Source organism: Nocardiopsis sp. LDBS0036, from assembly GCF_041228755.1.
Taxonomy (GTDB): domain Bacteria; phylum Actinomycetota; class Actinomycetes; order Streptosporangiales; family Streptosporangiaceae; genus Nocardiopsis; species Nocardiopsis dassonvillei.
This window is the reverse complement of sequence record NZ_CP141103.1, coordinates 3366859-3389201: the sequence shown is the minus strand read 5'-3', so window position 1 is coordinate 3389201 and position 22343 is coordinate 3366859. Positions and strand designations below refer to the sequence as shown.

General features: G+C 73.7%; 21 protein-coding genes and 1 tRNA gene. 6 read left to right on the top strand and 16 right to left on the bottom strand.

What is annotated here, in order from left to right; all coding sequences use genetic code 11:
- Nucleotides 1-207: 207 nt before the first annotated feature.
- Together UIS43_RS14240 and UIS43_RS14235 are read right to left on the bottom strand one after the other, a co-directional pair.
- Entirely contained in the window at nucleotides 208-2151 is a 1944-nt protein-coding gene (locus UIS43_RS14240) for a molybdopterin oxidoreductase family protein (RefSeq protein ID WP_013155114.1), read from the bottom strand.
- Nucleotides 2152-2268: 117 nt separating this feature from the next.
- Nucleotides 2269-3279 carry a 2-dehydropantoate 2-reductase gene (locus tag UIS43_RS14235; RefSeq protein WP_370010287.1) on the bottom strand — a complete coding sequence of 337 codons (1011 nt, stop codon included), beginning with the start codon at nucleotides 3277-3279 and terminating at the stop codon, nucleotides 2269-2271.
- Between the two features lie 204 nt (nucleotides 3280-3483).
- On the opposite strand from UIS43_RS14235, the gene UIS43_RS14230 reads away from it, so the two are divergent.
- Together UIS43_RS14230 and UIS43_RS14225 are read left to right on the top strand one after the other, a co-directional pair.
- On the top strand, nucleotides 3484-4572 hold the full coding sequence (locus UIS43_RS14230) for a molybdopterin-binding protein (protein ID WP_071622784.1): 1089 nt from the start codon (nucleotides 3484-3486) through the stop codon (nucleotides 4570-4572).
- Nucleotides 4573-4639: 67 nt separating this feature from the next.
- On the top strand, nucleotides 4640-5323 hold the full coding sequence (locus UIS43_RS14225) for a GntR family transcriptional regulator (RefSeq protein WP_013155111.1): 684 nt from the start codon (nucleotides 4640-4642) through the stop codon (nucleotides 5321-5323).
- A 34-nt stretch (nucleotides 5324-5357) separates the two neighbouring features.
- Here UIS43_RS14225 and UIS43_RS14220 read toward each other — a convergent pair whose 3' ends face one another.
- The 9 genes from UIS43_RS14220 to UIS43_RS14180 all read right to left on the bottom strand — a co-directional run bounded on the left by UIS43_RS14220 (nucleotide 5358) and on the right by UIS43_RS14180 (nucleotide 14296).
- Nucleotides 5358-5855, bottom strand: coding sequence for a DUF2087 domain-containing protein (locus UIS43_RS14220; RefSeq protein ID WP_013155110.1), 498 nt, complete (start codon nucleotides 5853-5855; stop codon nucleotides 5358-5360).
- A 71-nt stretch (nucleotides 5856-5926) separates the two neighbouring features.
- Nucleotides 5927-6745: an HAD family hydrolase gene (locus tag UIS43_RS14215; protein ID WP_013155109.1), complete on the bottom strand. Its 819-nt coding sequence runs from the start codon at nucleotides 6743-6745 to the stop codon at nucleotides 5927-5929.
- 43 nt (nucleotides 6746-6788) lie between these two features.
- Nucleotides 6789-7721 carry an STM4011 family radical SAM protein gene (locus tag UIS43_RS14210; RefSeq protein ID WP_370010282.1) on the bottom strand — a complete coding sequence of 311 codons (933 nt, stop codon included), beginning with the start codon at nucleotides 7719-7721 and terminating at the stop codon, nucleotides 6789-6791.
- Complete coding sequence (locus tag UIS43_RS14205) at nucleotides 7718-9064, bottom strand: STM4012 family radical SAM protein (protein WP_013155107.1); 1347 nt, start codon at nucleotides 9062-9064, stop codon at nucleotides 7718-7720. The genes UIS43_RS14210 and UIS43_RS14205 overlap by 4 nt, the downstream gene beginning before the upstream one ends.
- Entirely contained in the window at nucleotides 9061-9921 is an 861-nt protein-coding gene (locus tag UIS43_RS14200; protein WP_013155106.1) for an STM4013/SEN3800 family hydrolase, read from the bottom strand. Before UIS43_RS14200 ends, UIS43_RS14205 begins: the two co-directional genes overlap by 4 nt.
- The gene (locus tag UIS43_RS14195) at nucleotides 9918-11033 is read right to left on the bottom strand and encodes an STM4014 family protein (protein ID WP_013155105.1); all 1116 of its coding nucleotides are present in this window, start codon (nucleotides 11031-11033) and stop codon (nucleotides 9918-9920) included. The genes UIS43_RS14200 and UIS43_RS14195 overlap by 4 nt, the downstream gene beginning before the upstream one ends.
- A complete protein-coding gene (locus UIS43_RS14190; RefSeq protein ID WP_013155104.1) occupies nucleotides 11030-12055 on the bottom strand; it encodes an STM4015 family protein in 1026 nt (341 codons plus the stop codon). Before UIS43_RS14190 ends, UIS43_RS14195 begins: the two co-directional genes overlap by 4 nt.
- A gap of 75 nt (nucleotides 12056-12130) precedes the next feature.
- Nucleotides 12131-13180, bottom strand: coding sequence for an STM4015 family protein (locus tag UIS43_RS14185; protein WP_071622781.1), 1050 nt, complete (start codon nucleotides 13178-13180; stop codon nucleotides 12131-12133).
- Between the two features lie 99 nt (nucleotides 13181-13279).
- Nucleotides 13280-14296 (bottom strand): STM4015 family protein, encoded by a 1017-nt coding sequence (locus UIS43_RS14180; protein ID WP_370010277.1) that lies wholly within the window; start codon nucleotides 14294-14296, stop codon nucleotides 13280-13282.
- Nucleotides 14297-14658: 362 nt separating this feature from the next.
- Here UIS43_RS14180 and UIS43_RS14175 point away from each other — a divergent pair, with 362 nt between their 5' ends.
- Together UIS43_RS14175 and UIS43_RS14170 are read left to right on the top strand one after the other, a co-directional pair.
- Complete coding sequence (locus tag UIS43_RS14175) at nucleotides 14659-15456, top strand: class I SAM-dependent methyltransferase (RefSeq protein ID WP_358456018.1); 798 nt, start codon at nucleotides 14659-14661, stop codon at nucleotides 15454-15456.
- Between the two features lie 143 nt (nucleotides 15457-15599).
- Nucleotides 15600-16841: a phosphatidylserine/phosphatidylglycerophosphate/cardiolipin synthase family protein gene (locus UIS43_RS14170; protein WP_013155099.1), complete on the top strand. Its 1242-nt coding sequence runs from the start codon at nucleotides 15600-15602 to the stop codon at nucleotides 16839-16841.
- A 63-nt stretch (nucleotides 16842-16904) separates the two neighbouring features.
- Here UIS43_RS14170 and UIS43_RS14165 read toward each other — a convergent pair whose 3' ends face one another.
- Nucleotides 16905-17123: a hypothetical protein gene (locus UIS43_RS14165; RefSeq protein ID WP_013155098.1), complete on the bottom strand. Its 219-nt coding sequence runs from the start codon at nucleotides 17121-17123 to the stop codon at nucleotides 16905-16907.
- Between the two features lie 182 nt (nucleotides 17124-17305).
- Nucleotides 17306-18547 carry an FAD-dependent oxidoreductase gene (locus tag UIS43_RS14160; protein ID WP_013155097.1) on the bottom strand — a complete coding sequence of 414 codons (1242 nt, stop codon included), beginning with the start codon at nucleotides 18545-18547 and terminating at the stop codon, nucleotides 17306-17308.
- A gap of 136 nt (nucleotides 18548-18683) precedes the next feature.
- Between UIS43_RS14160 and UIS43_RS14155 the strand changes: the two genes are divergently transcribed.
- On the top strand, nucleotides 18684-19286 hold the full coding sequence (locus tag UIS43_RS14155; protein ID WP_071622779.1) for a TetR family transcriptional regulator: 603 nt from the start codon (nucleotides 18684-18686) through the stop codon (nucleotides 19284-19286).
- A 140-nt stretch (nucleotides 19287-19426) separates the two neighbouring features.
- On the opposite strand, the gene UIS43_RS14150 is transcribed toward UIS43_RS14155, so the two are convergent.
- Nucleotides 19427-19499, bottom strand: a tRNA-Arg gene (locus tag UIS43_RS14150).
- A 420-nt stretch (nucleotides 19500-19919) separates the two neighbouring features.
- Between UIS43_RS14150 and UIS43_RS14145 the strand changes: the two genes are divergently transcribed.
- The gene (locus UIS43_RS14145) at nucleotides 19920-21026 is read left to right on the top strand and encodes a M15 family metallopeptidase (protein ID WP_013155095.1); all 1107 of its coding nucleotides are present in this window, start codon (nucleotides 19920-19922) and stop codon (nucleotides 21024-21026) included.
- A gap of 62 nt (nucleotides 21027-21088) precedes the next feature.
- On the opposite strand, the gene UIS43_RS14140 is transcribed toward UIS43_RS14145, so the two are convergent.
- Together UIS43_RS14140 and UIS43_RS14135 are read right to left on the bottom strand one after the other, a co-directional pair.
- Nucleotides 21089-21496 carry an MscL family protein gene (locus UIS43_RS14140; protein ID WP_013155094.1) on the bottom strand — a complete coding sequence of 136 codons (408 nt, stop codon included), beginning with the start codon at nucleotides 21494-21496 and terminating at the stop codon, nucleotides 21089-21091.
- A gap of 105 nt (nucleotides 21497-21601) precedes the next feature.
- The gene (locus UIS43_RS14135) at nucleotides 21602-22258 is read right to left on the bottom strand and encodes an SAF domain-containing protein (RefSeq protein WP_013155093.1); all 657 of its coding nucleotides are present in this window, start codon (nucleotides 22256-22258) and stop codon (nucleotides 21602-21604) included.
- Between the last annotated feature and the right edge of the window lie 85 nt (nucleotides 22259-22343).

The window sequence follows — 22343 nt, the reverse complement described above, 5'->3', positions numbered from 1 at the left end:
TCGAGTGTAATCCAGATCACAGGATTCTGTATACAGAGAACAGTATGATGGCGGTGTTCGGGTTGACAACCCCTGTAAGCGGTAAGATCGCGTAAGGATGCGTCCGAGCGTTCGGGTCGCGATCGCAGGGCGCTGACCTGGCATGACGGGCCGTGCCGCCGCCGCAGGGGGCTGGGGCGACGGCACGGCCCTCCCTCTTTCCCTCCCTCAGCCCGCGGCGGCGGTCTGGCGGGCGGAGCGCTCCACCCGTTCGATCCGCACGGCGGCGGCCTTGTACTCCGCGGTCCCCGCGATGGGGTCCGTGGCGTCGATGGTCAGCAGCTGGGTGTCCACCTGGTCGGGGAAGTGGAAGGTCATGAACACCAGGCCGGGCCGCATGGCCTCGGTGACCGAGACCGGGACCAGCACCGAGCCCCGCCGGGAGGTGACCCGGACCGTCTCCCCGTCGGCGACGCCGAGCTTGGCCGCGTCCTCGGGGGACAGGTCCAGCAGCTCGCCCCGGCGCAGCGGCGAGGAGAACCCGCTGGTCTGCACGCCGGTGTTGTAGTCGTCCAGCCGTCGGCCGGTGGTCAGGCGGAAGGGGAAGTCCTCGTCCAGCAGGTCCACCGGCGGCGAGTGGCCCACGATCCCGAACGGCGCGGGTTCGCCGCGCTCGGCGGGGTCCTCCGACCACAGCCGCGCGTGCAGGTAGCTCGGCTCCACGGTGTCCTCGGAGTAGCACGGCCACTGGATGCCGTGCAGCTCGGCCAGGCGCGCGTAGCTCATGCCCCGGTGCATGGGGGAGAGCGAGCGGACCTCGTCCCAGATCTCCTCGGCCGAGGGCCGCGTCCAGTCGTGGCCCAGCCGGGTGGCCAGGTCGCACATGATCTCGATGTCGTCGCGGGCGCCCTCCGGCGGGTCCAGCGCCCTGCGCACCAGCTGCACGCGGCGCTCGCTGTTGGTGAAGGTGCCGTCGGACTCGCACCAGGACGCGCTGGCCGGGAGCACCACGTCGGCCAGTTCGGCGGTGCGGGTCAGGAAGATGTCCTGCACGACCAGGTGGTCCAGGCCGCGCAGGCGTCGGGTGGTCTTGTGCGTCTCGGGCTCGGACTGGACGGGGTTCTCCCCGATCACGTAGAGCGTCCTGAGCTCGCGCTCGTCCATCGCCTCGAACATCTGGGTCAGGTTCAGGCCCTTGACGGGCTGGATCTCGCGTCCCCAGGCGGCCTCGAAGGGCGCGCGCACCCGGGCGTCCAGGATGTCCTGGAACCCGACCAGCCGGTCGGGGATTGCGCCCATGTCGCCGCCGCCCTGCACGTTGTTCTGGCCGCGCAGCGGGTTGAGCCCGGAGCCGTACCGCCCCACGTGCCCGGTGAGCAGGGACAGGTTGATCAGCGAACGGACGTTGTCGGTGGCGTTGTGGTGCTCGGTGATGCCCAGCGTCCAGCACATCTGGGCGCGCTCGGCGCGGGCGTAGGCGTGCGCCAGCTCGCGGATGGCCTCGGCGGGCACGCCGGTCTCGGCCTCGGCGGCGGCCAGCGTCCACGGTTCGACCAGCGCCCGGTACTCCTCCAGACCGGTGGTGGCGCGCTGGACGAAGGTGTCGTTGGCCAGCCCGGCGTGCAGGATCTCGCGGCCGATGGCGTGCGCCAGGGGGATGTCGGTGCCCACGTTCAGGCCCAGCCAGCGGTCGGCCCACTCGGCGGTGGGGGTGCGCCGGGGGTCCACGACGAACAGGCGCGCCCCGCGCCGCACGGCCTTGAGCACGTGCTGGAAGAAGATCGGGTGGGCGAAGCGCGGGTTGCCGCCCCAGATCACGATGAGGTCGGTGTCCTCGATCTCGGTGTAGGAGGAGGTGCCCCCGCCCGAGCCGAAGGCCGCGGCCAGTCCCGCGACGCTGGGCGCGTGGCAGGTGCGGTTGCACGAGTCGACGTTGTTGGTGCCGACGACGACGCGGGTGAACTTCTGCGCCATGAAGTTCATCTCGTTGGTGGCGCGGGCGCAGGAGAGCATGCCGAAGGAGTTGGGGCCGTGCTCGGCCACCCCGCGCCGGAACCCGGCGGCCGCGCGGTCCAGGGCCTCCTCCCAGGAGGCCGGGCGCAGCTCGCCGCCGTCACGGACGAGGGGTCGGGTGAGTCGGGTGAGGGGTGCGGAGGGTTCGTCGGATCGCATGTGGCCTCGCATGGTGTTCGTGGCCGGATTCGTCCGGGCCGCCGGGCGGCGATATTGTGCGGATACTGCATACAGTATTGAGACGGTGTGGGCAAGGGTCAAGGGTGCGCTGGCGCGCTAGGCGGCGACGGAGGGTGCCGCGGGCGCGGGGGCGGGCGCGTCGAGCATCCGGGCGTTGAGCAGTCCCGCGACGGCGTCCACCGCCCGGAGAGCGGGGGCGGGGGCGCCGGTCAGGTCGGCCAGCTCCACCACGGCGGACAGGATGACGTCCAGTTCCATGGGGCGGCCGCGTTCCAGGTCGTGCAGGGTCGAGGTGCGGTGGTCGCCGGCGCGCTCGGCCCCTGCCAGGCGCCGGTCGATGGAGACGGCGGGGCGCACGCCCAGCCGCGCGGCCACGTCCAGGGTCTCGGCCATCATGGTGCGGGCCAGTTCCCTGGTCGGGCGGTTGCGGCAGATCTGCACCATGGTGGAGCGGCTCAGCGCGCTCAGCGGGTTGAAGACGATGTTGCCCATCAGCTTCACCCAGATGTCCTCGCGCAGGTCCCGCTCGATCGGACACTTGAGCCCGCCCGCCTCCATCGCGGCCTGGAGGTCGCGGCAGCGCCGGGAGGAGGAGCGGTCCGGCTCGCCGATGGAGAACCGGGTCCCCTCGATGTGCCGGATCACGCCGGGTCCGGCGATCTCGGTGGCCGCGTAGACCACGCAGCCCACGGCGCGCTCGACCGGGATCGTCCGGCTGACCGCGCCGCCGGGGTCCACGCTCTCGATCCGGTGCCCGGCCAGGGGCCCCTCGATCCCGTGGAAGTACCACCAGGGGATGCCGTTCTGGGCGGCGACGACCATGGTGGAGGGGCCCATCAGGGGGCGCAGCAGCGGGCCGCAGGCCGCGTAGTGCTGGGCCTTCAGGCCGAGGATGACGGCGTCCGCGGGCCCGACCTCGGTGGGGTCGTCGGTCGCGTGGGGGTGCGCGTCGAAGTCCCCGCGCGGGCTGAGGACCCGGACTCCCCGCTCGCGCAGGGCCCGCAGGTGCTCGCCGCGCGCGATGAGGTGCACGTCGGCCCCGCCCCTGTGCAGCGCGGCTCCCGCGTAGGCGCCGATCGCTCCGGCGCCGAGTACGGCGATTCGCATGAGGACTCCTTTCCATAAAATACTGTATACAGTATGCTTCGGGGCAGCGTTCTTCACCCGACGACAGGGAGAGAAGGAATGCCCGACCCGGTTGCCCCGGAAACTTCTCCGCTTCTTCCCGGAAAAAGCCGCCCGCGCGCACCGCTGCCCTGGACCAGGGCGCGGGAGCTGGCGTGGGCGACCGGCGCCGAGGGTGGACAGCCCATGGCCGAGGAGCCGCTCGACGGCGCCCTCGGTGCCACCCTCGGCGCCGACCTCGTCTCGGCGGTCGACGTCCCGGTGCTGGACAGCGCGGCCATGGACGGGTACGCGGTGGCCGGTGAGGGCCCCTGGACCGTCCTCGGCCGCTCGCTCGCCGGGCGGCGGGGGCCCGTCGTCCGCCTGAACCCGGGGGAGGCGGTGGAGGTCGCCACGGGCGCCGTCGTGCCGGAGGGCACCACCGCCGTCCTCCCCTGGGAGCGGGCGGCGGCCTCCTCCGGGCGCGTGCGCGGCGCGGCCGAGGCCGGCAGGCACATCCGCCGCAAGGGCGAGACCACCCCCGCCGGGGCGCTGGCCGCGCGCCGGGGCAGCCCCGTCACCCCCGCCCTCCTGGGGCTGGCCGCGAGCCTGGGCCTGGACACGCTGCCCGTGGTCCGCCCCGCGGTGCGCGTCCTGGTCACCGGGGACGAGGTCGTGCGCGAGGGGAGACCGCGCCCGGGCACCGTGCGCGACGCGATCGGCCCGCTGCTCCCCGGCCTGGTCGCCTGGGCCGGAGGGCGCTGCCTGCCCCCGCTGGCGGTCGCCGACCGGGGCCGGGACACGGCCCGCGCCCTGGAGGCGTCCGGGCCCTCCGAGGTCGTCGCGGTCTGCGGCTCCTCCTCGGCCGGGCCCGCCGACCACCTGCGCCCGGTGCTCACCGCGCTCGGCGCGCGGATGGTCGTCGACGGGGTGGCCTGCCGCCCGGGGCACCCGCAGGTGCTGGCCGTGCTGCCCTCGGGAACCGTGGTCGTGGGACTGCCGGGCAACCCCGGCGCCGCGCTGGCCGCCGCGCTCACCCTGCTCGTCCCGGTGCTCGCCGGTCGCGCGGACCGGCGCGACCCCGCCCACCTCGGCCGACGGGTCCGGCTCATCGGGCCGACCCGGCCGCACCCGACCGACACCCGCCTGGTGCCGGTGCGCGTCAGCCGCGACCTGGCGGTGGAACTGCCCGGCACCGGCTCGGCCGACCTGCGCGCCGCCGCCGTCGCCGACGCCCTCGCGGTCGTGCCGCCCGGCCGCCGGACGGGGCGCGTCGAACTCGTGGAGCTGCCGTGAGGGCACACGTGGCCGCCGCCTTTTGTACACTGTCTACAAAGCCCACGCATCCGGATGGAGCCGCCCTATGTCCCCACAGGGGTTGAACGCCGTCGCGGGACGGGTCCAGCGCCCCGTGCCGCTGCGTGAAGCCGTGTACGAGGCCATCCTCGACCTGATCACCAACCGGTCGCTCTCACCCGGTCAGCACCTGGTGGAGACCGAGCTGGCCCAGACCCTCGGCGTCTCGCGCCAGCCGGTCCGCGAGGCGATGCAGCGGCTCAGCAACGAGGGGTGGGTGGACCTGCGGCCCGGGTACGGGGCGTTCGTGCACACGCCCACCGAGAGCGAGGCCGACCAGCTCCTGGCCGTGCGCGCCCTGCTGGAGACGGAGTCGGCCCGCCTGGCCGCGCAGAACGCCTCGACCGAGCAGATCGGGACGATGCGCGACCTGGTCGCCGCCGGGCGCGCGGCCACCGACCGCGCCGACACCGACGCGGTCGTCCAGGCCAACGCCGACTTCCACCGCACCGTCACCGAGGCCTCGGGCAACCGGGTGCTCGCCGAGCTGGCCGCGCAGGTCGACCGGCGGGTGCGCTGGTACTACGCCCCGGTCGCCCGCGTCCGCGGCGCCGCCTCCTGGGACGAGCACTCCGCCCTCGTCGACGTCATCGAGGGCCGTGACGCGGACGCGGCGCTGCGGCTGATGAGCGAGCACACCGAGCGCACCCGCCGTACCTACCACGAGCAGGTGGACGGCGTGGAGGGCTGAGCCGCCCCGCGCCCATCCCCTCACCCGCGGCGGCTCAGGCCTCCACGACCCGGTACGCGCTGCCGTCGTCGTCGCGGGTCAGGTAGCCCTCGTCCACGAGGTGGCGGCGCATGGCCGAGTGGTCGTCGCAGCAGGACCGCAGGGCGGCGTTCACCTGCTTCTCGGTGTAGGTCGCCCCGGGGGCGAAGAACCGGTCGGTGATCCGCGCGAACACCCGCGCGCGCAGCTCGCGCCTGGCGGGCAGCGCGCTCAGCCGCCCCTCGTGGAACAGCGCGTCCACCGGGTCCCGGCGCACCGGCCGGTGCTCCTCCAGGGCGGCGGAGAACACCTCCGGCACGCACACCAGGCGGTCGCCTTCCTCGCGCACCAGCCCCGCTTCCACGAGCCGGGACATGTCCCGGCGCCCCCGCGACCCCCGCGCGCGGACCTCCTCGGCGGGCAGCCCGCCGGCTCCCGCGCCGACCACCCGGGCGTAGAGCTCCAGGCGGTCGGGGTCGGCCAGGGACGAGACGATCTGGGTGGGGTGCGGCAACGGCGGGCCCTCCTCCGGGTACGTGTGAGGCGACCCTAGGAGGCGGACCCGGCGGGGGTCCAGGCGTTTTTTCAGCGCTCTGCCAGGAGCTGCTCGACCACCCGGCCCACACCGTCCTCGTTGGCGGACGGGGCCACCCGCAGCCCCAGCGCCGGATCGAGCAGGTCCGGGTGCCCGCTGGCCATGGCGTAACCCCCGCCCGCCCAGGACAGCGCGGCCAGGTCGTTGGGCATGTCGCCGAAGGCCACCACCTCCTCGGCGGCCACCCCCCACCGCTCGCAGACCATCGCGAGGGTGCTGCCCTTGTTCACGCCCGGCGCGCTCAGCTCCAGCAGGCTGTAGCTGCCCGAGAAGGTCACCTCCGCCAGCGACCCGACCGCCGCCGCGACCGTCTCGTGCAGCTCCTCCACCCGCATGTCGCGGGAGCGCACGAGCATCTTGGTGATCGGGGTGGCCCGCCTCAACAGGGTCTCGGTGTCCTCCAGCACCTCGCGCACCCACTCGCCGGACAGCCACGGCTCCAGGTGGTAGTCGGCGTCGTGGAAGAAGTCGGTGCCGGTCTCGATGCCGTAGCCGATCCCGGGCAGCTCCGCGTTGACCTTCTCGACCACCGAACGGGCGGTCTCCGGGGAGATGGCGCGTACCAGCGGTTCGTCGCCGGGCACGTGGGCCAGCGAGCCGTTGCCGCAGAGCACGGCGGCGCAGGGGAGCTGCTCGGCGATGTGCTGCGTGGTCCGCGGCGGTCGCGCGGTGGAGACCACCACCCTGACGCCCGCCTCCGCGGCGGCGACCAGCGCCAGCCGGTTGCGTTCGGAGACCAGGCCCCCCGCGTCCAGGAGTGTGCCGTCGAGATCGGTCGCGATAACCCGGGGAAAGACCATGGTGGGCATTATGTCTGTTCCCGGTGACGTTGCGAAGCGGTTTTGACCCGTCTCACACGAGCGGGAGCAGGGAGCCGAAGGCCGCCGGGACCCGTTCCACCACCCCGCCCCGGAACACGTCGTACAGGTCCAGGGACTCCAGGTGGACGTAGCCGATGTGGCAGTCGCAGCTGGTCAGCGGGCACGCGCGGGGGCCGAGCCCGGCGGCGAACGAGCCGTCGTAGAGGTTGCCCATCGGCGTGTCCACGAAGTGGCACCGGCGCACGTCGCCGTCGCCGTTCACGGACAGCACAGTGTCACCGGTACGGCAGGGCAGACCCCGGCTGGGGTGGGGGTTGCGGCTGTAGTGGAAGTGGGGGTCCAGGGCCTGCCACAGCTCGGCCTCGGCGTCGGTGTAGGTGCGCCCCTCGGCGGCGTTCACCCACAGGTACACCCGCTCGGGCAGTTCGGCGCGCATCCGCCGGGCCGCTTCGAGGTGCTCCGGTTCGCCGACCACGCCGACGCTGAACCGCACCCCCATCCCGTCCAGCTCGCGCGCCTTGGCCAGGAAGCGCTCATGGGTCACCTGACCGGGGTGGTAGGTGGTCCACAGCGCGGCGGTGCCGGTGTCGCAGTCGGCCAGCCAGCCCAGGCGGCCGCTCAGGTTGGTCTGGATGGCCACCCGTTCCACGTGCTGCAGGTGGCTGAGACGGATGATCGCGGTCCGGTACCAGGACCGCACCAGCCCCTCGCCCCACGGGGTGAACAGCACCGAGATCCGGGTGCCGGGGTGTTCCGCCTCCAGCGCGGACACCCAGCCGGTGAAGCGCTCCAGCGCGGCGCGGTCGGCGCGCAGCGTCTCGGGGTTGTCGCGCCGCTTGGCGAAGGGGCAGTACGGGCAGTCGTAGTCGCAGCTGGCCAGCGGGCCGCGGTAGAGCAGGGTCAGGTGCGGCGGGAGCGCGGAGGCCCGGGCCGGGGACGAGGAGGAAGGGGTCACCGCGCTCACCGGGCCTCGTAGTCGGCCATCAGGGCCGCCACCCCGGCGGAGAAGAACATCGGCCCCACCGCGTCGGAGTGCGCGAGCCCCTCCGGGGTCAGCCGCAGCAGGTCCGGCGCGCCGTCCCGCTCCAGCCAGCCGCGCCCGTCGAGCACCGCCAGGGTCGCGGCGAAGTCCTCCTCGGGGCGGGAGCCGAACCGGTCGGCGTAGGCGGCGGTGTCCATCCCCTCCGCGAGCAGCAGCGACTGGAGCAGGTGGCGGCGGCGCCGCTCGCCTTCGTCCATGCGGAACCCCACCTCGGCCCGTCCGAAGTCCGCTTGGCGGCGGCTCGTGTAGTCGGCGATGATCGACCGCACCTGCCCCACGCCCACGGCGTAGTCGAAGGAGTAGTGCGCGGCGGAGGTGTAGGACCGCGCCCCGCAGCCCAGCCCCACCATGCCGTCGGTCTGGCAGGAGTGGTCCGGGGCCTGCGTCTTCGGGGCGTCCGCCCGCCGGAACATGCGCATGGACACCTGCTCGTAGCCGCGTTCGCGCAGGTGGTCGCGGCCCTGCCGGTACAGGCCCAGCCGGTGGTCGTCCCACGCGCGGGCGCGGCGGCCCAGCCCGGTGAGCGGGCGCACGTACAGCGGGTACAGGTAGACCTCCTCGGGCTCCCACTCCAGCGCCGTGTCCAGGGAGTAGGCCCAGGTGCGGGCGTCCTGGCGGTCGATGCCGTAGATGAGGTCGAGGTTGAGGTCGGCCGAGGCGTGCTCGCGGATCGCGGCCAGCGCCCGGTCCACCTCGGCGCGCTTCTGCGGACGCCCGGCCGCGTGCGCCTCGGCGTCCAGGAAGCTCTGCACGCCCATGCTGATCCGGGTGGCGCCGCGCGCGTCGAGCACCGCCAGCCGGTCGGGCGTGGCCGTGGCCGGAGAGGTCTCCACCGACACCGGGATCGCCGACAGGTCCACCCCGAAGGCGCTCTCGGTGAGGTCGTAGACCCGGGTGAGCTCCTCGGCGGTCAGGTAGGTGGGGGTGCCGCCGCCCAGGGCGGCCCGGGCGAAGGCGGCGCCCTCCGGCAGCGCCCCGGCCACCGCCTCCGCCTGGCGCTCCAGCGCGTCCAGGTAGGCGGTGACCTGCTCGGCCGGGGGAGTGGAGCGGGTGAACAGGTTGCAGAACCCGCAGCGCATCTCGCAGAACGGGATGTGCGCGTACAGCGACAGCGCGCCGACGTCCTCGCCGCGCCACAGGTCGGCGAGTGCGGGGCGCTCGGTGAAGGGCCGGTAGGCGCTCTTGTGCGGGTAGGCGTAGACGTAGGACTGGTAGGGGGAGTCGGCGCGCACCGGTTCGGGGCGCGGGGTCAGGGTGGTGGTCACGCGGTCGCCTCCTGTGCGTCGGCGGGAGCGGTGCGTCCCCGGGGCAGGAACGCGTGGGCGTAGGGGACCGTCCACACGGTCTCGTGGCCGATCCGGTGGCCGGTGTAGCCGTCCTCCCCGTAGGCGGTGCCGTGGTCGGAGCACACGATCGCGAAGCAGGGGCGGCGGGCCGACATCGCGGCCAGCAGCGGTGGCAGGTGCCGGTCCACGTACTCCAGGGCCGCGGCGTGGCTCTCCCGGGTGTCGCCGTCCTCCCGGACGGCGCCGGGCAGGTGGAACCAGTTGGGCTGGTGCAGCGCCGACACGTTGAGCAGCAGGAACAGCGGCTGGTCCGCGGGGCGCTCCCCGGCGATCCGGGCCGCGCACGCCACCTGGTTCTCGAAGGAGCGGGGGTCGGTCACGCCGAAGGACTCCTCCCAGTGGCTCTCGGCGAACATGTCCGGGATGACCGAGCCCACCGCCGACCGCCGGTTGAAGAAGCCCGTGCCCCCCACGCAGGCCGTGTGGTACCCGGCCCGGGCCAGCCCCGAGGCCAGGTCGGGCGCCTCGAAGGTCCAGGTTCCGGGCGCGGTGGACACGCTGCCGGGGAACGCGGCGGCGAACAGGCGCGGGTGCGGCCCGGGGGAGGCGGGGGTGGGCAGGAACCCGGCGAGCATCGCCAGGTGGGAGGCGTAGGTGAAGCTCGCGGGCGCGTGCCTGCGCTCCCACCGCCCGTCCGGCAGCAGCCGGGCCAGGTTCGGGGTGCGTCCCGCCTCGGCCAGCTCGGCGGCCACGTCGTGGCGGAGGGTGTCCAGGGTGAGCAGCAGGATGTCGTGCGTGCCCACCACGGCGTTCATGTCGGGTGCGGTGCTGTTCATACGCTCTCGGGTTCGGGGACGGGGAAACGGCCGGTGGTCAGGGCGTGCAGCTGCTCGGCGTAGGTGTCGCGGCCCTCGTGCAGGACGCCGGGGAGCAGGTCGCCGAAGGCGTTGACCTCGCACACGGCGAACTCCCGCCACCCCGGGGAGGCCAGCAGGTCCACCCCGGCGTACAGGGTGCGCGGGAAGCACGCGGCGGCGGCCTCGGCCGTGGCCATCGCCTGCTCCCAGGCGTGGGGGCCCACCGACTCCCGCAGGGCCGCCAGGTCGCCCCGGGCGTTGCCCAGGTGCAGGTTGGTCATGGGCGAGGACGAGGAGCGCACCACGACGTGGGCGGCCCGGCCCGCGACCACCACCACGCGCAGGTCCACGGCCCTGCCCGCGAACCCCGCCTTGGGCACCCACCGCTCCACGTGCAGGTGGTCGGGGGCCAGGGCGTCCACCACCGCCGCGACGTCCTCCTCGCGGGTGTAGGTGCGCAGCCGCAGGCTGTTGTACAGCTCCACGGAGCCGTCGGCGCCCCGGACCAGGTCGGCCGAGGTGACCGCGCGGACCCGTCCGCCCGAGGCGGTGGCCAGCGCCACCACGCCGGAGGCCGAGGAACCGTGCGCGGGCTTGACGAACACCCTCGGCCAGCGGTGGGCCTCCATCGCCGCGCGCAGCGACGCGTAGCCGGTGACCGGTCCGGGCAGGGCGGGCGGCACCGGCACCCCGGCCGCCGCCAGGCGGGCGTGGCAGCGCCGCTTGTCGCACATGTCCACCAGGTCGGCGGGCTCCTGGAGCAGGGCCGCGCCCGGCGTGGCGCGCACCGCCTCGGCGAGCCGGTCCAGCGCGGCCCGGAACCCGGCGTGCTGGTCGCCGGTGCCCTCGGCCCGGTACAGGTCGGGGGTGTGCTCCCAGCCCCGCAGCAGGCGCTCGGTCTCGGCGTCGCCGCCGGGGGAGTCCACCCGGACCAGGGCGTCACGCGGCAGCTCCACCGGCCCGGCGGCCAGATCGCGCCACGGCACGACCACCGGTCCGGGCAGGCCGAGGGCCCCGGCCGCGGCGGCGAACAGTTCCAGGCGCCGGTGGCCGGGGACCCCGACGACGACCAGAGGCCGTCCCGGGGTCACTCCGCGACCGCGGTGTAGTAGTACGGCTCGCCGCCCCCGTGGGTGTACGGCTCCCGGTGCTCGGACAGGTCCACCTCCACCCCCGGCAGGGCGGCGCGGATCCGCGCCTGCACGCCCTCGGACAGGTAGTGGTGGTGCAGGTCCAGGCGGCGCAGCCCCGCGAACGCGGACGCGGACTCCACCAGGGCCTGTCCGCCCTTGTCGGTGAGGATGCCCAGGGACAGGTCCAGGACGTCCAGGGAGGCCAGGACGGGGGCCTTGGCCAGGACGGGGATCCACTCGTCCACGCCCTCGGCGTTGCGCAGGCCCAGGTAGCGCAGTTCGGGGAAGGCCTCGCCGGAGAGCACCCGCGCCAGGTCGTCCGGGGTGGTGTCACCCCGGTAGTTCTCCACGCCCAGCCACAGTTCGAGGTTCTCCAGGGAGGGCAGCGGCGAGGCGGCGATCTCGCGCGAGACCTGGCCGGGCAGGCCGCCGGTCTGCAGGACCAGGGTCCGCAGGCCGGTGTGCTCGGCCAGGGCCAGCTCCAGCTTGCCGTCGCCCAGGTAGGGGTCGCCGGTGCCGCGCACGGTCAGTTCCTCCAGCAGGGGGAACGCCGCCACCAGGGGCGCCAGGTCGGTCTGGTGGATCCAGGAGATCTCGTACTCCTCCTGGAGGATCTCGCCGAAGAACAGCGCCCGCAGTTCGGGGAACGCGTCGGCGTCGGCGATGAGCGCGTCGCGCGGGACGGTCGAGGGCGGCTCCTCCTCGAAGTCGCCCCAGCCGCCGACGATCAGGGCCCGGACCCGGCCGGTGTCCACGGCCGCGAGGAAGCGGGCGAAGTAGTCCCGGAAGTCCTCGGCCGGGTAGACCGACGAGACGCGCAGCCGCCACGCCACCGAGCCGGGGTCGGCGACCGCCGCGGTCAGCGCCTCGGGGGACTGGGGCGGGTCCTCGGAGTAGATGCCGCCCTCCTCGGTCTCGACCGCGGGGAACTCGACCACGGGCAGGCCCGCGAACTCGGTGATGTGGTGGCTGTTCGGCACAGGGGGCTCCTACCTCGGGGTTTCGGGCAGGAACATATCTAGCAGCCCGGAGTGACAGGACGGACGGCGCGGGCCCTACTCGGCGACGGCCGTGTAGTAGCAGGCCGAGTCGTAGTCGAAGTCCTCGTCCTCCCAGTCACTGCCGACCTCGCGGTCGGACAGGTCCACGTCCACCCCTGTCCCGGCGAAGGCGGCCCGGACGTGCTCGCTCATCTCCTCGGACAGGTAGTGGTGGTGCAGGTCGAGCCGCTTCAGGTGCGCGAAGGCGGGCGCGGCCTCGACCAGGGCACGAGCGCCCTTGTCGGTGAGGGTGCCCAGGGACAGGTCCAGGGTGTGCAGGCGGGAGGTGACGGATGCCGCGGCGAGGACCGGAACCCAGTCGTCGGTGTGCTCGGCGTTGCGCAGGCCCAGCGAGCGCAGTGCGGGGAAGGCCTCCCCGGACAGGACCGGGGCGAGGTCCTCCGGGGTCGTGTCGCCCCCGTAGTCCTCCACGCCCAGCCACAGCTCCAGGTGCTCCAGGTTCGGCAGTCCGGACGAGACGACCTCGCGGGTGAGCTTCGCGGGCAGTCCGCCGCCCTGGAGGGTGAGGCGGCGCAGTGAGTCGTGCCGGGGCACGTGCAGGCTCATCTCGCCCGTGCCGCGAACCCCGAACTCGGTCAGCCGGGGGAGGGCGGCCAGGACCGGGGCCATGTCGCCCAGCTCGATCCACGAGACCTCGATCTGCTCGAAGGTCACGTCGCAGTAGAAGAGGGAGCGCAGCCCGGTCAGGTCCGGCGCCACCTCCAGGAGGGCGCGCTTGAGGGGGTCGGGACACTGCACGGAGAAGGTCTCCCGCATGTCCCCGAGCACGACGGCGGAGACCCGGTCCTGGTCCACCTGCGCGATGAACCGCCGGTAGTCGTCCAGGGGCTCCTCGTCGTCGCTGAGGCGCCAGGCCACCGACCCGGGGTCGGCCAGGGCCGAGGCCAGCGCCGGGGGCGGGTACGGGCCGGGGTCGGTGAAGCTCCCGCCCCGCCACTTCGCCCTCTCGCGCTCCTTCTCGGCCTCCCGGGTCCACCCCTCTGAGGAGCGGTACTCCACGACGGGCAGTCCGGCGAACTCGGTCAGGTGGGCGTCGAAGGCCACGGGATCTCCCAGGGGGTGCGACGGGGTGTTGCGTCCATACCTACCAGTGGGCCCCGACAGCCCGGGCCGTCCGCGTCCGGGCCCCGGCGGTTCCCGGGACTACTCCGACACGGCCGTGTAGTAGTGGAGCACGGTCTCCCCGTCATAGGAGTCGACCTCCGGCACCTGCCCGTCCGACAGGTCGGTCTCCACCCCGGCCCGGGTGAACAGCGCGCGGACCTCCTTCTCCGCGTCCTCGGACAGGTAGTGGTGGTGCAGGTCCAGACGCCTGAGGCCGCGGAACACGGGCGACTCCAGCAGGTGCGGGACGTCCTCGTCGCGCAGGGTGCCCAGGGACAGGTCCAGGGTGTGCAGGCGGGAGGTGACGGGGGCCTCGGCGAGCGCGCGCACCCACGCGCCGGTGTGCTCGGCGTTGCGCAGGCCCAGCGAGCGCAGCGCGGGGAAGGTCCCGCCGGACAGGACGGGGGCGAGGTCCAGCGCCGTGGTGTCGCCGTGGTAGTCGTCCACTCCCAGCCACAGCTCCAGGTGCTCCAGGGCGGGGAGCCGTGCGGAGACGACCTCCCGGGTGAGCCGCGCGGGCAGTCCCCCGCCCTGGAGGGTGAGGCGGCGCAGCCCGTCGTGCTCCAGCGCCTCCAGGCCCAGGTCCATGGTGCCGCGCGCGGCGAACCCGGTCAGCCCGGGAAAGGCGTTCACCAGCGGGGACAGGTCCCCGTGCCGGATCCACGACGCCTCGCACTCCTCGAAGGTCAGGTCCGCGTAGAAGAGGTCGCGCAGGCCGGGCAGGCGCGGGGCGGCCTCCGCGAGGGCGTCGCGGACGGCGTCGGAGGACTCCACCTCGAAACCGGTCACCAGGCCGCCGACGACGAGGGCGCGGACCGCGGCCGGGTCGCCGACGAACTCCAGGAACCCCTCCAGGTACTCCCGGGGGTCCTCCGGGAGGTCGTCCCCGTACCGGTCCAACCGCCAGGCCACCGATCCGGGATCGGCCAGGCCGTCCCGCAGCGGGGACCGGGCGCCGGGCGGGACGGTCTCCCCCTGCCGTTCCAGGCGACGGGCCTCCGCGTAGTCCAGGACGGGTATTCCGGCGAACTCGGTCAGGTGGTCGTGGAAGGTCAAGGGGTCTCCCGGAGGTTCGGAGGGTGTGTGCGGCCATGCATAGCAGCGCACTCCGACACCGAGGCCTCCTCCAGCACCGCCCTCGTGGTCGGGCACTCCAGGACGTCCGGCGCCCCGCAGGACCCGCCCTTCGGCGACGGGGAGTTCGTCACCGTCCCGTGCGCGCTCGCCCTGCGCGCCATCCCCGACCGGTACCGCGCCCTGTCCGGGACGCACCGCGTCCTGCGGCCGGGCGGGGTCGCGAGATCCGGCCCTTCGCCTCGGGGGCAGGGGGTTGTCCGAAAACCGGGAGCACGCGGCTCTCCGGGGCCGTTGCGGCGCTTCGGCGGGACTTCCCGCGGGCGCGGTGTGACAGTGGTCCCATGGCTACGCACAGCGAACTGCGAGACTTCTGGGAACGCCGTCTCGAAGGCGACTGGACCGAGAGCGGCGTCGGCTACCGGGCCCTGGGCCGCCCCTTCAACACGTGGATGTACAAGGTGCGCGAGGAGGTGTTCCTGCGCGAGGCCGCACGGCTGACCCCCGGCCGGTCCGGCGCCAGCGTCCTCGACGTGGGCAGCGGCACCGGCTTCTACGTGCGCCTGTGGGAGCGGATGGGCGTCGGCGACGTCACCGGGTGCGACATGACCGACGCCGCCGTGCAGCGCCTGCGCGGCAGGTTCCCCGACCACAGGTTCGTCCGCCAGGACGCCGCCGACCTCGACGCCTTCGACGACGACTCCTTCGACGCGCTGTCCTGCATGGACGTGCTCTTCCACATCACCGACGACGAGCGCTACACCCGGGCCCTCGGCGAGTTCTCCCGGGTGCTGCGCCCCGGCGGTCTCCTCGTCATCTCCGAGAACTGCCTGCGCCGCCCCGAGCAGCGCGGCGAACACCAGGTCAACCGCACCCTGGAGTGGATCACCGACACCGCGGACCGGACCGGGTTCGACCTGGTCCGCCGGGTGCCCATGCTCATGCTGATGAACGCCCAGGTGGACGCCCCCGCGCCCTGGCGCAAGGCGTGGGGCGGGGCCCTGCGCGCGGCCACCCTCACCGCGCCGACCGGGTGGCTCGCGGGCGCGGCGCTCTACCCGCTGGAGCGGCGCCTGGTCCGGGGCCGCAGTGAGAGCCCGACCACGGAGCTGGTGGCGTTCCGCCGCCGGGAACGGGGGTAGGAGGAGAGTCCTGTGTCACGGGAGACACGGGGCGGACGCGCCGCCGTCCGCCGGTGCCCCGGGATACGGTTGACGTCCACTTTGTACCAGGGGCGTCCGCGGTCGGGCCCGGCACCGCGGAGGTCCCTGCCCGGGAGGCGACTGTGCGACGCTCCACCATCACCTCGGTGGCCAAGTGGGGGCTCGTCGGGCTGGTGACCACGCAGGTCGCCGTGGCCGCGACCCTCATGGGGGTCAACCACTGGCGCAGGAAGGTGCGGCCGCGCCGGGCCTTCTTCCCCCGCACGGCGCCCGCCGAGCTGCCGGTGGGCGACACCGGGACCACGGCGACCGTGTACACCTACGGCGAGGACCTGTTCGAGGACATGATCGCGGCGATCCGGGGGGCCCGGCGCCGCGTCCTGTTCGAGTCCTACATCATCAAGGACGACCGGGTGGGCCAGCGGTTCAAGCGCGCGCTCATCGAGGCGGCCGACCGGGGCGTCGAGGTGTACGTCGTCTACGACGGCTTCGCGAACCTGGTGGTGCCCCGGTCCTTCTTCCGCTTCCCGCCCAACGTCCACGTGCTGGAGTACCCGGCCCTCCGGCCCGGCGTGCTGCTGCTGAACATCCGCAAGTCCGGCCGCGACCACCGCAAGATCCTCACCGTCGACGGCGAGGTGGGCTTCGTCGGCGGGTACAACGTGGGCTCGCTCTACGCCACCGACTGGCGCGACACGCACATGCGCGTGACCGGCCCGGCGGTGTGGGAGCTGGAGAACGCCTTCAGCGACTTCTGGAACATGAACCGGCGGTCCCTCCAGCCCGAGCTGGAGAACTTCGGCGACCCCGACTGGGACGCGCACTTCCGCGTGCACCGCAACGTGCCCGAGATGCTCATCTATCCCATCCGGGCGATGTTCCTGGAGGCCATCGACCGGGCCAAGGAGCGGGTGTTGTTCACCCAGGCCTACTTCATGCCCGACCGGGAGTTCCAGAACGCCCTGGTCGGGGCGGTGGAGCGCGGCGTGGACGTCAACATCCTCGTACCGGAGGAGTCCAACCACGTCGTCGCGGACTGGATCTCCCGCAGCCAGTACTCGGTGCTGCTGCGCGGCGGCGTGCGCCTGTGGCTGTACCGCAACGCCATGGTGCACGCCAAGACGGCGACGGTGGACGGCCGCTGGTCCACGATCGGCACCGCCAACGTGGACCGGCTGAGCCTGACGGGCAACTACGAGATCAACGTGGAGATCTTCGACGAGGGCGTGGCCGCACACCTGGAGGAGGTCTTCGCCAACGACCTCGCCAACGCCCGCGAGCTGACCGAGTGGGAGTGGCGGGACCGCCCCTGGTACGCCAAGTTCGGCGAGGCCGTGCTGGCGCCCTGGCGGCCCTTCCTGTGATCGGCCAGGTGCTCCGGCCGCGGCGTTGGACCGTGTTCGGCGGACCGCCGGGCCAACGCCCGCTCAGGAGCGGCGTCGCTTGGGCGGCGGCCCCAGCCGGTTGGGGAAGAACGGGTCCGGGTCGGTCTTGCGGGGCCGGGGCCCGCCCCAGTGCTGGGGGCCCGGGTGCGGGGTGCGGTGGAGCGCCCCGGCGATGGCGGCGGGCGAGCCGCCCCGCTGCCGGGCGGGTGTTCTGTCCGGTTCCTCCGCCTGCCCGTCTCGGAAGTGCTCCGCGTGCGCCATCCGTGTGACCTCCCCCGTCCGGTACCTGCTCCCACCCCATGATCGGACGAGCTGCCCCCGGTGTCATGGCGACACGTGGGGGAAACGGCACCGATGACCGGGGAGAACGCGGACGCGCGGGGCCCGGTCACGGGTCGGTCGGCTCCGGGGCCGCGCCGGACGGCCGCCGGGTCGCGCGCCCGTCACCCGTCCGCCGCGGCGTGCCGCTCACCGGCGCGCCGGATGCGGCGCTGGACGAGGCCGCGGACGCCCGGAAGCAGGACGGCCCGGATCGCCAGGTCGTTCATCCACACGTGCGCGCGGCTGGAGGGGGCGTACTGGCGCGTCCCCCGCCGGGCGAGCGCCTGCCGCCTGCGGGTCTCGGGGCGCAGGCCCGCCTCCCACCGCGCCAGGGCCCCGGTGACGTCGCCGCCGTGCCGCTCCAGGGCGTCGCCGAGCCGGTCGGCGCCGCTGAGCGCGAGGGCCGCGCCGTACCCGGCGAACAGGGAGGGGCACCAGGCCGCGTCGCCCAGCAGCACGACCCGGCCGCGGCTCCACCGGTCCGCGCGGACCTGGCTGACGGAGTCGAAGTAGGCGCCGGACGGGTCGGCGCGCAACTGGCGGAGCACGTCGGGCACGCCCCCGCCGAGGTCGCCGAACGCCGAGGTGAGCGCCCGGACCGGTCCCCGGGCCAGTTCGGCGTCCGGATCCGCGCAGCGGTAGGCGAAGAAGGCCGAGGACCGGCCCGGACCGAGGTTGACCACCGCCGCCGTGCGCCCCGGCCCGATGAACGTGGTGCCGGTCCCCTCGGGCACGTCCTCGGGGAGCCGGTCGAGCGGGAGCGCACCCACGACGTGGTCCAGGTCGACGCGGAAGTCCGCCTCGGGGCCGAACACGGCGGCGCGGACGCCGGAGCGCAGCCCGTCGGCGCCGACGAGCAGGTCGGCGCGCTCGGTGGTGCCGTCGCTGAGCCCGACCCGGACGCCGTCGGCGTCCTGGGCCACGTCCACGGCGGTGGTGCCGAATCGCAGGACCGCGCTGCCGCGCACGGCCTCGTACAGCGCCGATTCCAGGTTCTCCCGGAACACGGTCAGCGCCCGGTCGCCGAGGGCGGCCCTGGCGATCTCGGGAGGGACGGAGAACTTGCGCCGACCGTCGGCCCTCACCAGGACCGTGGAGAACAGGCCGATGTCGCTGGCCGAGAGCGCGGGGACGAGGCCGAGGCGCTCGGCGGCGTCGTATCCCCACCCGACCAGGTTCACCATGTAGCCGCCTCTGCGGCGGGCCGGAGCGCGCTCGACCACGAGCGTCTCCCAACCGGCCCGGTGGAGCCGTAGCGCGGTGGCGAGCCCGGCGATGCCCGCGCCGACGATCACCGCCCGCCCCGGGGGCGAGCCGCCGTCTCCGCCACCGGCACGCTGGGAGGAGTCCCCGTCGTTCGTCACCGCGACCTCCGGACCACATTGGTATGAGCAAGCGTTCATTCAAGTATGAGCATGTGTTCATACCAAGCGCAAGCCGGTGGCCCGGTGTGCGGCGGCCGACCGCGCCAAGGTCGTTCGAGGACCTAGACTTCCTGGCATGCCACGTGGTGTCGCCATCCCCGAACTCAGGCAGCGGCTCTTCTCCGCGGTCGAGCGGGTGATCGTCCGGGAGGGGCCGGGCGGACTCAGCGGCCGGGCCGTCACACGCGAGGCCGGTGTCGCCACCGGGCTGCTCTACGCCCACTTCGCGGACACCGACGACTTCCTGGCCGCCTACGCCGTCGACCGGGGCTTCCAGGTCTGCGCCGGGGCCGCGTCCCTGCCGGGGCGCGCCGGTACGGGCGCGGTCGCGGACAACCTGGCCGAGGCCGTGCTGGCGACCCCGCCGACGGTCCTCCTGGCGCTGACCAGGCTCATGGCCTCCCGGCCGGAGCTGGCCGGACGCGTGCGCGCGGTCCTCGGCGACCGCACGGCCGGTCTGGAGGCGGTCGAGACCGCGGCCGCGGACTACCTCACCGCGGAGCGGCGCCTGGGGCGCCTCCACGGGAGCGCCGACCCCGAGGCGCTGGCGCTGGCGGTGGTCGGCGCGGTCCACCACCTCGTGCTCACCGGCGCGCGGGACTCCGTGGTCGGCGGCCGGGTCCGGCGGACGGTGGCCGCGCTGCTCGCGGGTTTCACGGAGGCGGCCGACCGACGGTGACCGCAGGCGGGCGGCCGGGCGGGCGCGCGCTCCCAGACGACGTGTGGAGACGAGCAGAGCCCCGTGGGCTGCAACCGTAGTCGCAACCCACGGGGCTCTCACCCTGATGGCTCTGCGAGATCATCGCAGGTCATCCCATGCGGCCCCGGCAGGATTCGAACCTGCGGCACCCGCTTTAGGAGAGCGGTGCTCTATCCCCTGAGCTACGGAGCCATGGGTCTGGCGCGGGTATGTCTTACCCCGCCACCGGACCAAGCCTAACCCAGGATGGACGTGGATGGGGTGTCGGTCCGCCTCCGGCGGGGGCGGTTGGGGGACTCTGCGTGCATGGCGGAGTACGCTGACCTACGATTGGTTGTCCTGGTGCGGTGTGACGTTGTTCATGACGCATGTCGTGTTATGGCCGCATATGTGCCCTCGATAACGATGGGGGCGCGGGCTCGGCGTTGACCAGCCCGGCGGTGACCAGGTGTTTCACCGAAGCCCGGAGCGGAGGGCGGCGGGGCGGGGTGGGGCCCGTCCGCGACCCGCTCCGTCCGGTGGACCGATCTCGCGTGGCCGCATGTGGACATGTAGTACGTTGCCTTGCGGCCACGGGTAGGTGTTCGAGGAAAAGCAGCCGGAGGATCATTCGTGCCGTTCACTTCTGATGCGGCGCGGCGCAGGTCCCGCGTACCGGGTGGCGGCGGGGCGCTCACCGCCTTCGCCCTGTCCTACCGGGTCCGCTTCGCACAGGCGCTGACGCTCACGCTCGTCACCGCGCTCCTCGTGGCGCCGGTGCACACCGGCGCGCTGGAACCCGCCGAGGCGAGCCTGGAGGAGTTCCGGGAGAGGGCCGAGACCGCCTCCCAGGAGCTGGAGGAGGCCAACCAGGACCTCGTCGACCGCCAGGACGCGCTGGAGGACGCCCAGTCGGAGCTGGTCCAGACCATCTACGACCTCCAGCAGACCGAACTCGAACTCAACGAGATGCGCGAACCGCTGGCCCAGCTGGCCAGCACGTTGTACAAGCAGCCCGACGGCGGCATGCTCGCCGTCCTGGCGTCGGGGTCCCTCACCGAGGACCTGCAGATCCAGTCCTACGCGGCGAAGATCTCCGAGGACAACCAGATGCTCATCCAGGACGCCACGGACCTGCGTGAGGAGCAGGTCGAGCTGGCGAGCCAGGCGCAGGAGCTCCAGACCACCACCCAGCTCGAACAGGTCGAGCTGGCCGCGGACATCGAGGCCCTGCGCGAGCGGTCCGAGCAGACCACGAACGAGCTGGTGCAGGAGCTGGAGGACCGCGGCATCGACCCGGAGGCCTACATGGCCGCCGGGGACTGCGACCCGTCCGCCGCCGCGAACGCCGAGGGGGCGGCCAACGGCCTGCTCCCGGCCAACTCCCTGTGCGACCTCTACGACGACAAGAAGCTGCGCGCCGACGCGGCCGTGGACTTCCTCCAGCTCAACGCCAGGTACGTGGACGAGTTCGGCGAGAACATCTGCATCACCAGCGCCTACCGCGACCTGCCCAACCAGCACCGCGTCTACGGACAGGTCGCGCCGGGCTTCGCGGCCGTCCCCGGCACGAGCAACCACGGCCTGGGACAGGCCATCGACCTCGGCTGCGGCATCCAGAACTACCGGTCCGACCGCTGGCTCTGGATGGAGGCCAACGGCGCCGACTTCGGCTGGCACCACCCTGCCTGGGCCAAGTCCAGTCCCTTCGAGCCCTGGCACTGGGAGTACACCGGCTGACCTTCGGCCGGTGCCTGCCGGGGGCGGCCCCGCACGGGGCCGCCCCGACGCGTCCGACCGCCTCAGGCGGCCGTCTCGGGCACCACCTCGCTGGTGCAGTGGGCGCAGCGGGACGCCTTCTTGCTGATCTCGCTGAGGCAGTGCGGGCACTCGCGCGTGGTGGCCTCCTCGGCCTTGACGAAGCGCTCCACCACCTTGGCCACGGGCAGGACCACGAAGAAGTACAGGATCGCTGCGGTGATCAGGAACGAGATCAGCGCGTCGACGAACGCCCCGTACAGGAACCGGCTCCCGTTGATCTCGAAGTAGAGGTCGCCGAAGGTGGGGACCCCGCCGAAGATGCCGATCAGCGGGGTGATGAACCCCTCGGTGAACGCGGTGATGAGGTTGGCGAAGACCGCGCCGATCACGACCGCGACCGCCAGCTGCACCAGGTTGCCCTGGAGCAGGAACTTCTTGAAGCCTTGCATGGATACAAGCCCTACATACTCGTGGTGTCCGTACGGGCGCCGGAGCGGGATCCCCGGGTGGGAGCCCGCGGCGCCCGGACAGCTTTGCCCACCGGACGTCGCCGGTCAACCGCGGATGGTGATGGACAGCCGGGAGGCGGCCGCGTGGCCCGCCAGACTCCTGGCCTCGACGGGCGTGGCCGCGACGACGATCAGCGCGCCGCCCTCCCCGCCGCCCGAGGACTCCTCCTCCGGCAGGGCCAGGACGGGGCGGTCGCTGACCACCTCCACGGCGGGGCCCGCCCGGGCGGGCGCGAGGTCGTCGCTGCCTCCGGCGGCGAGGACGTCCACCCGGCTGCCGGGGGAGAGCAGGCCCACCGCGCCGGGGTCGGCCACCCGCACCGGAACGGCGACCAGGCCGGGGCCGTAGGCCCGCGCGGGAGGGTCGGCGAGCCGGGCGTCGGTGATCACCTCTCCCCGGCGTACCGGAGCGTTGAGACGGAGCCCGGCGGCCGCGGTGTCGGCCGCGAGCGCGCCGCCCGGCACGGACCCGGCGGGCAGGTCCCGGGCGGTGAGGTCGCCCTCGGTGAGGGGGTCCGCGGCGCCGAGGTCGCGGGAGGCGACCAGGACGCGGGTGACGGGTACGGGTGCGGGGCGTACGGCCAGGACGGCGCTGAGGAGCGCGGCGGCGGCCAGGAGGGCGGCGACGACGCGCCGGTGCCGGTCCAGGAGCCGGGTGAGCGCGCGCCGGTGCCGGTAGGGCGGGGGTGCGGCGTTGGTCATAACCTCAACGCTAGGCCGCGGAGGGCCCGTTCGGAGGTTGTCCACAGGCCCGATCGCGCGGGCCGCGCACCGGGGCGTCCGGTCG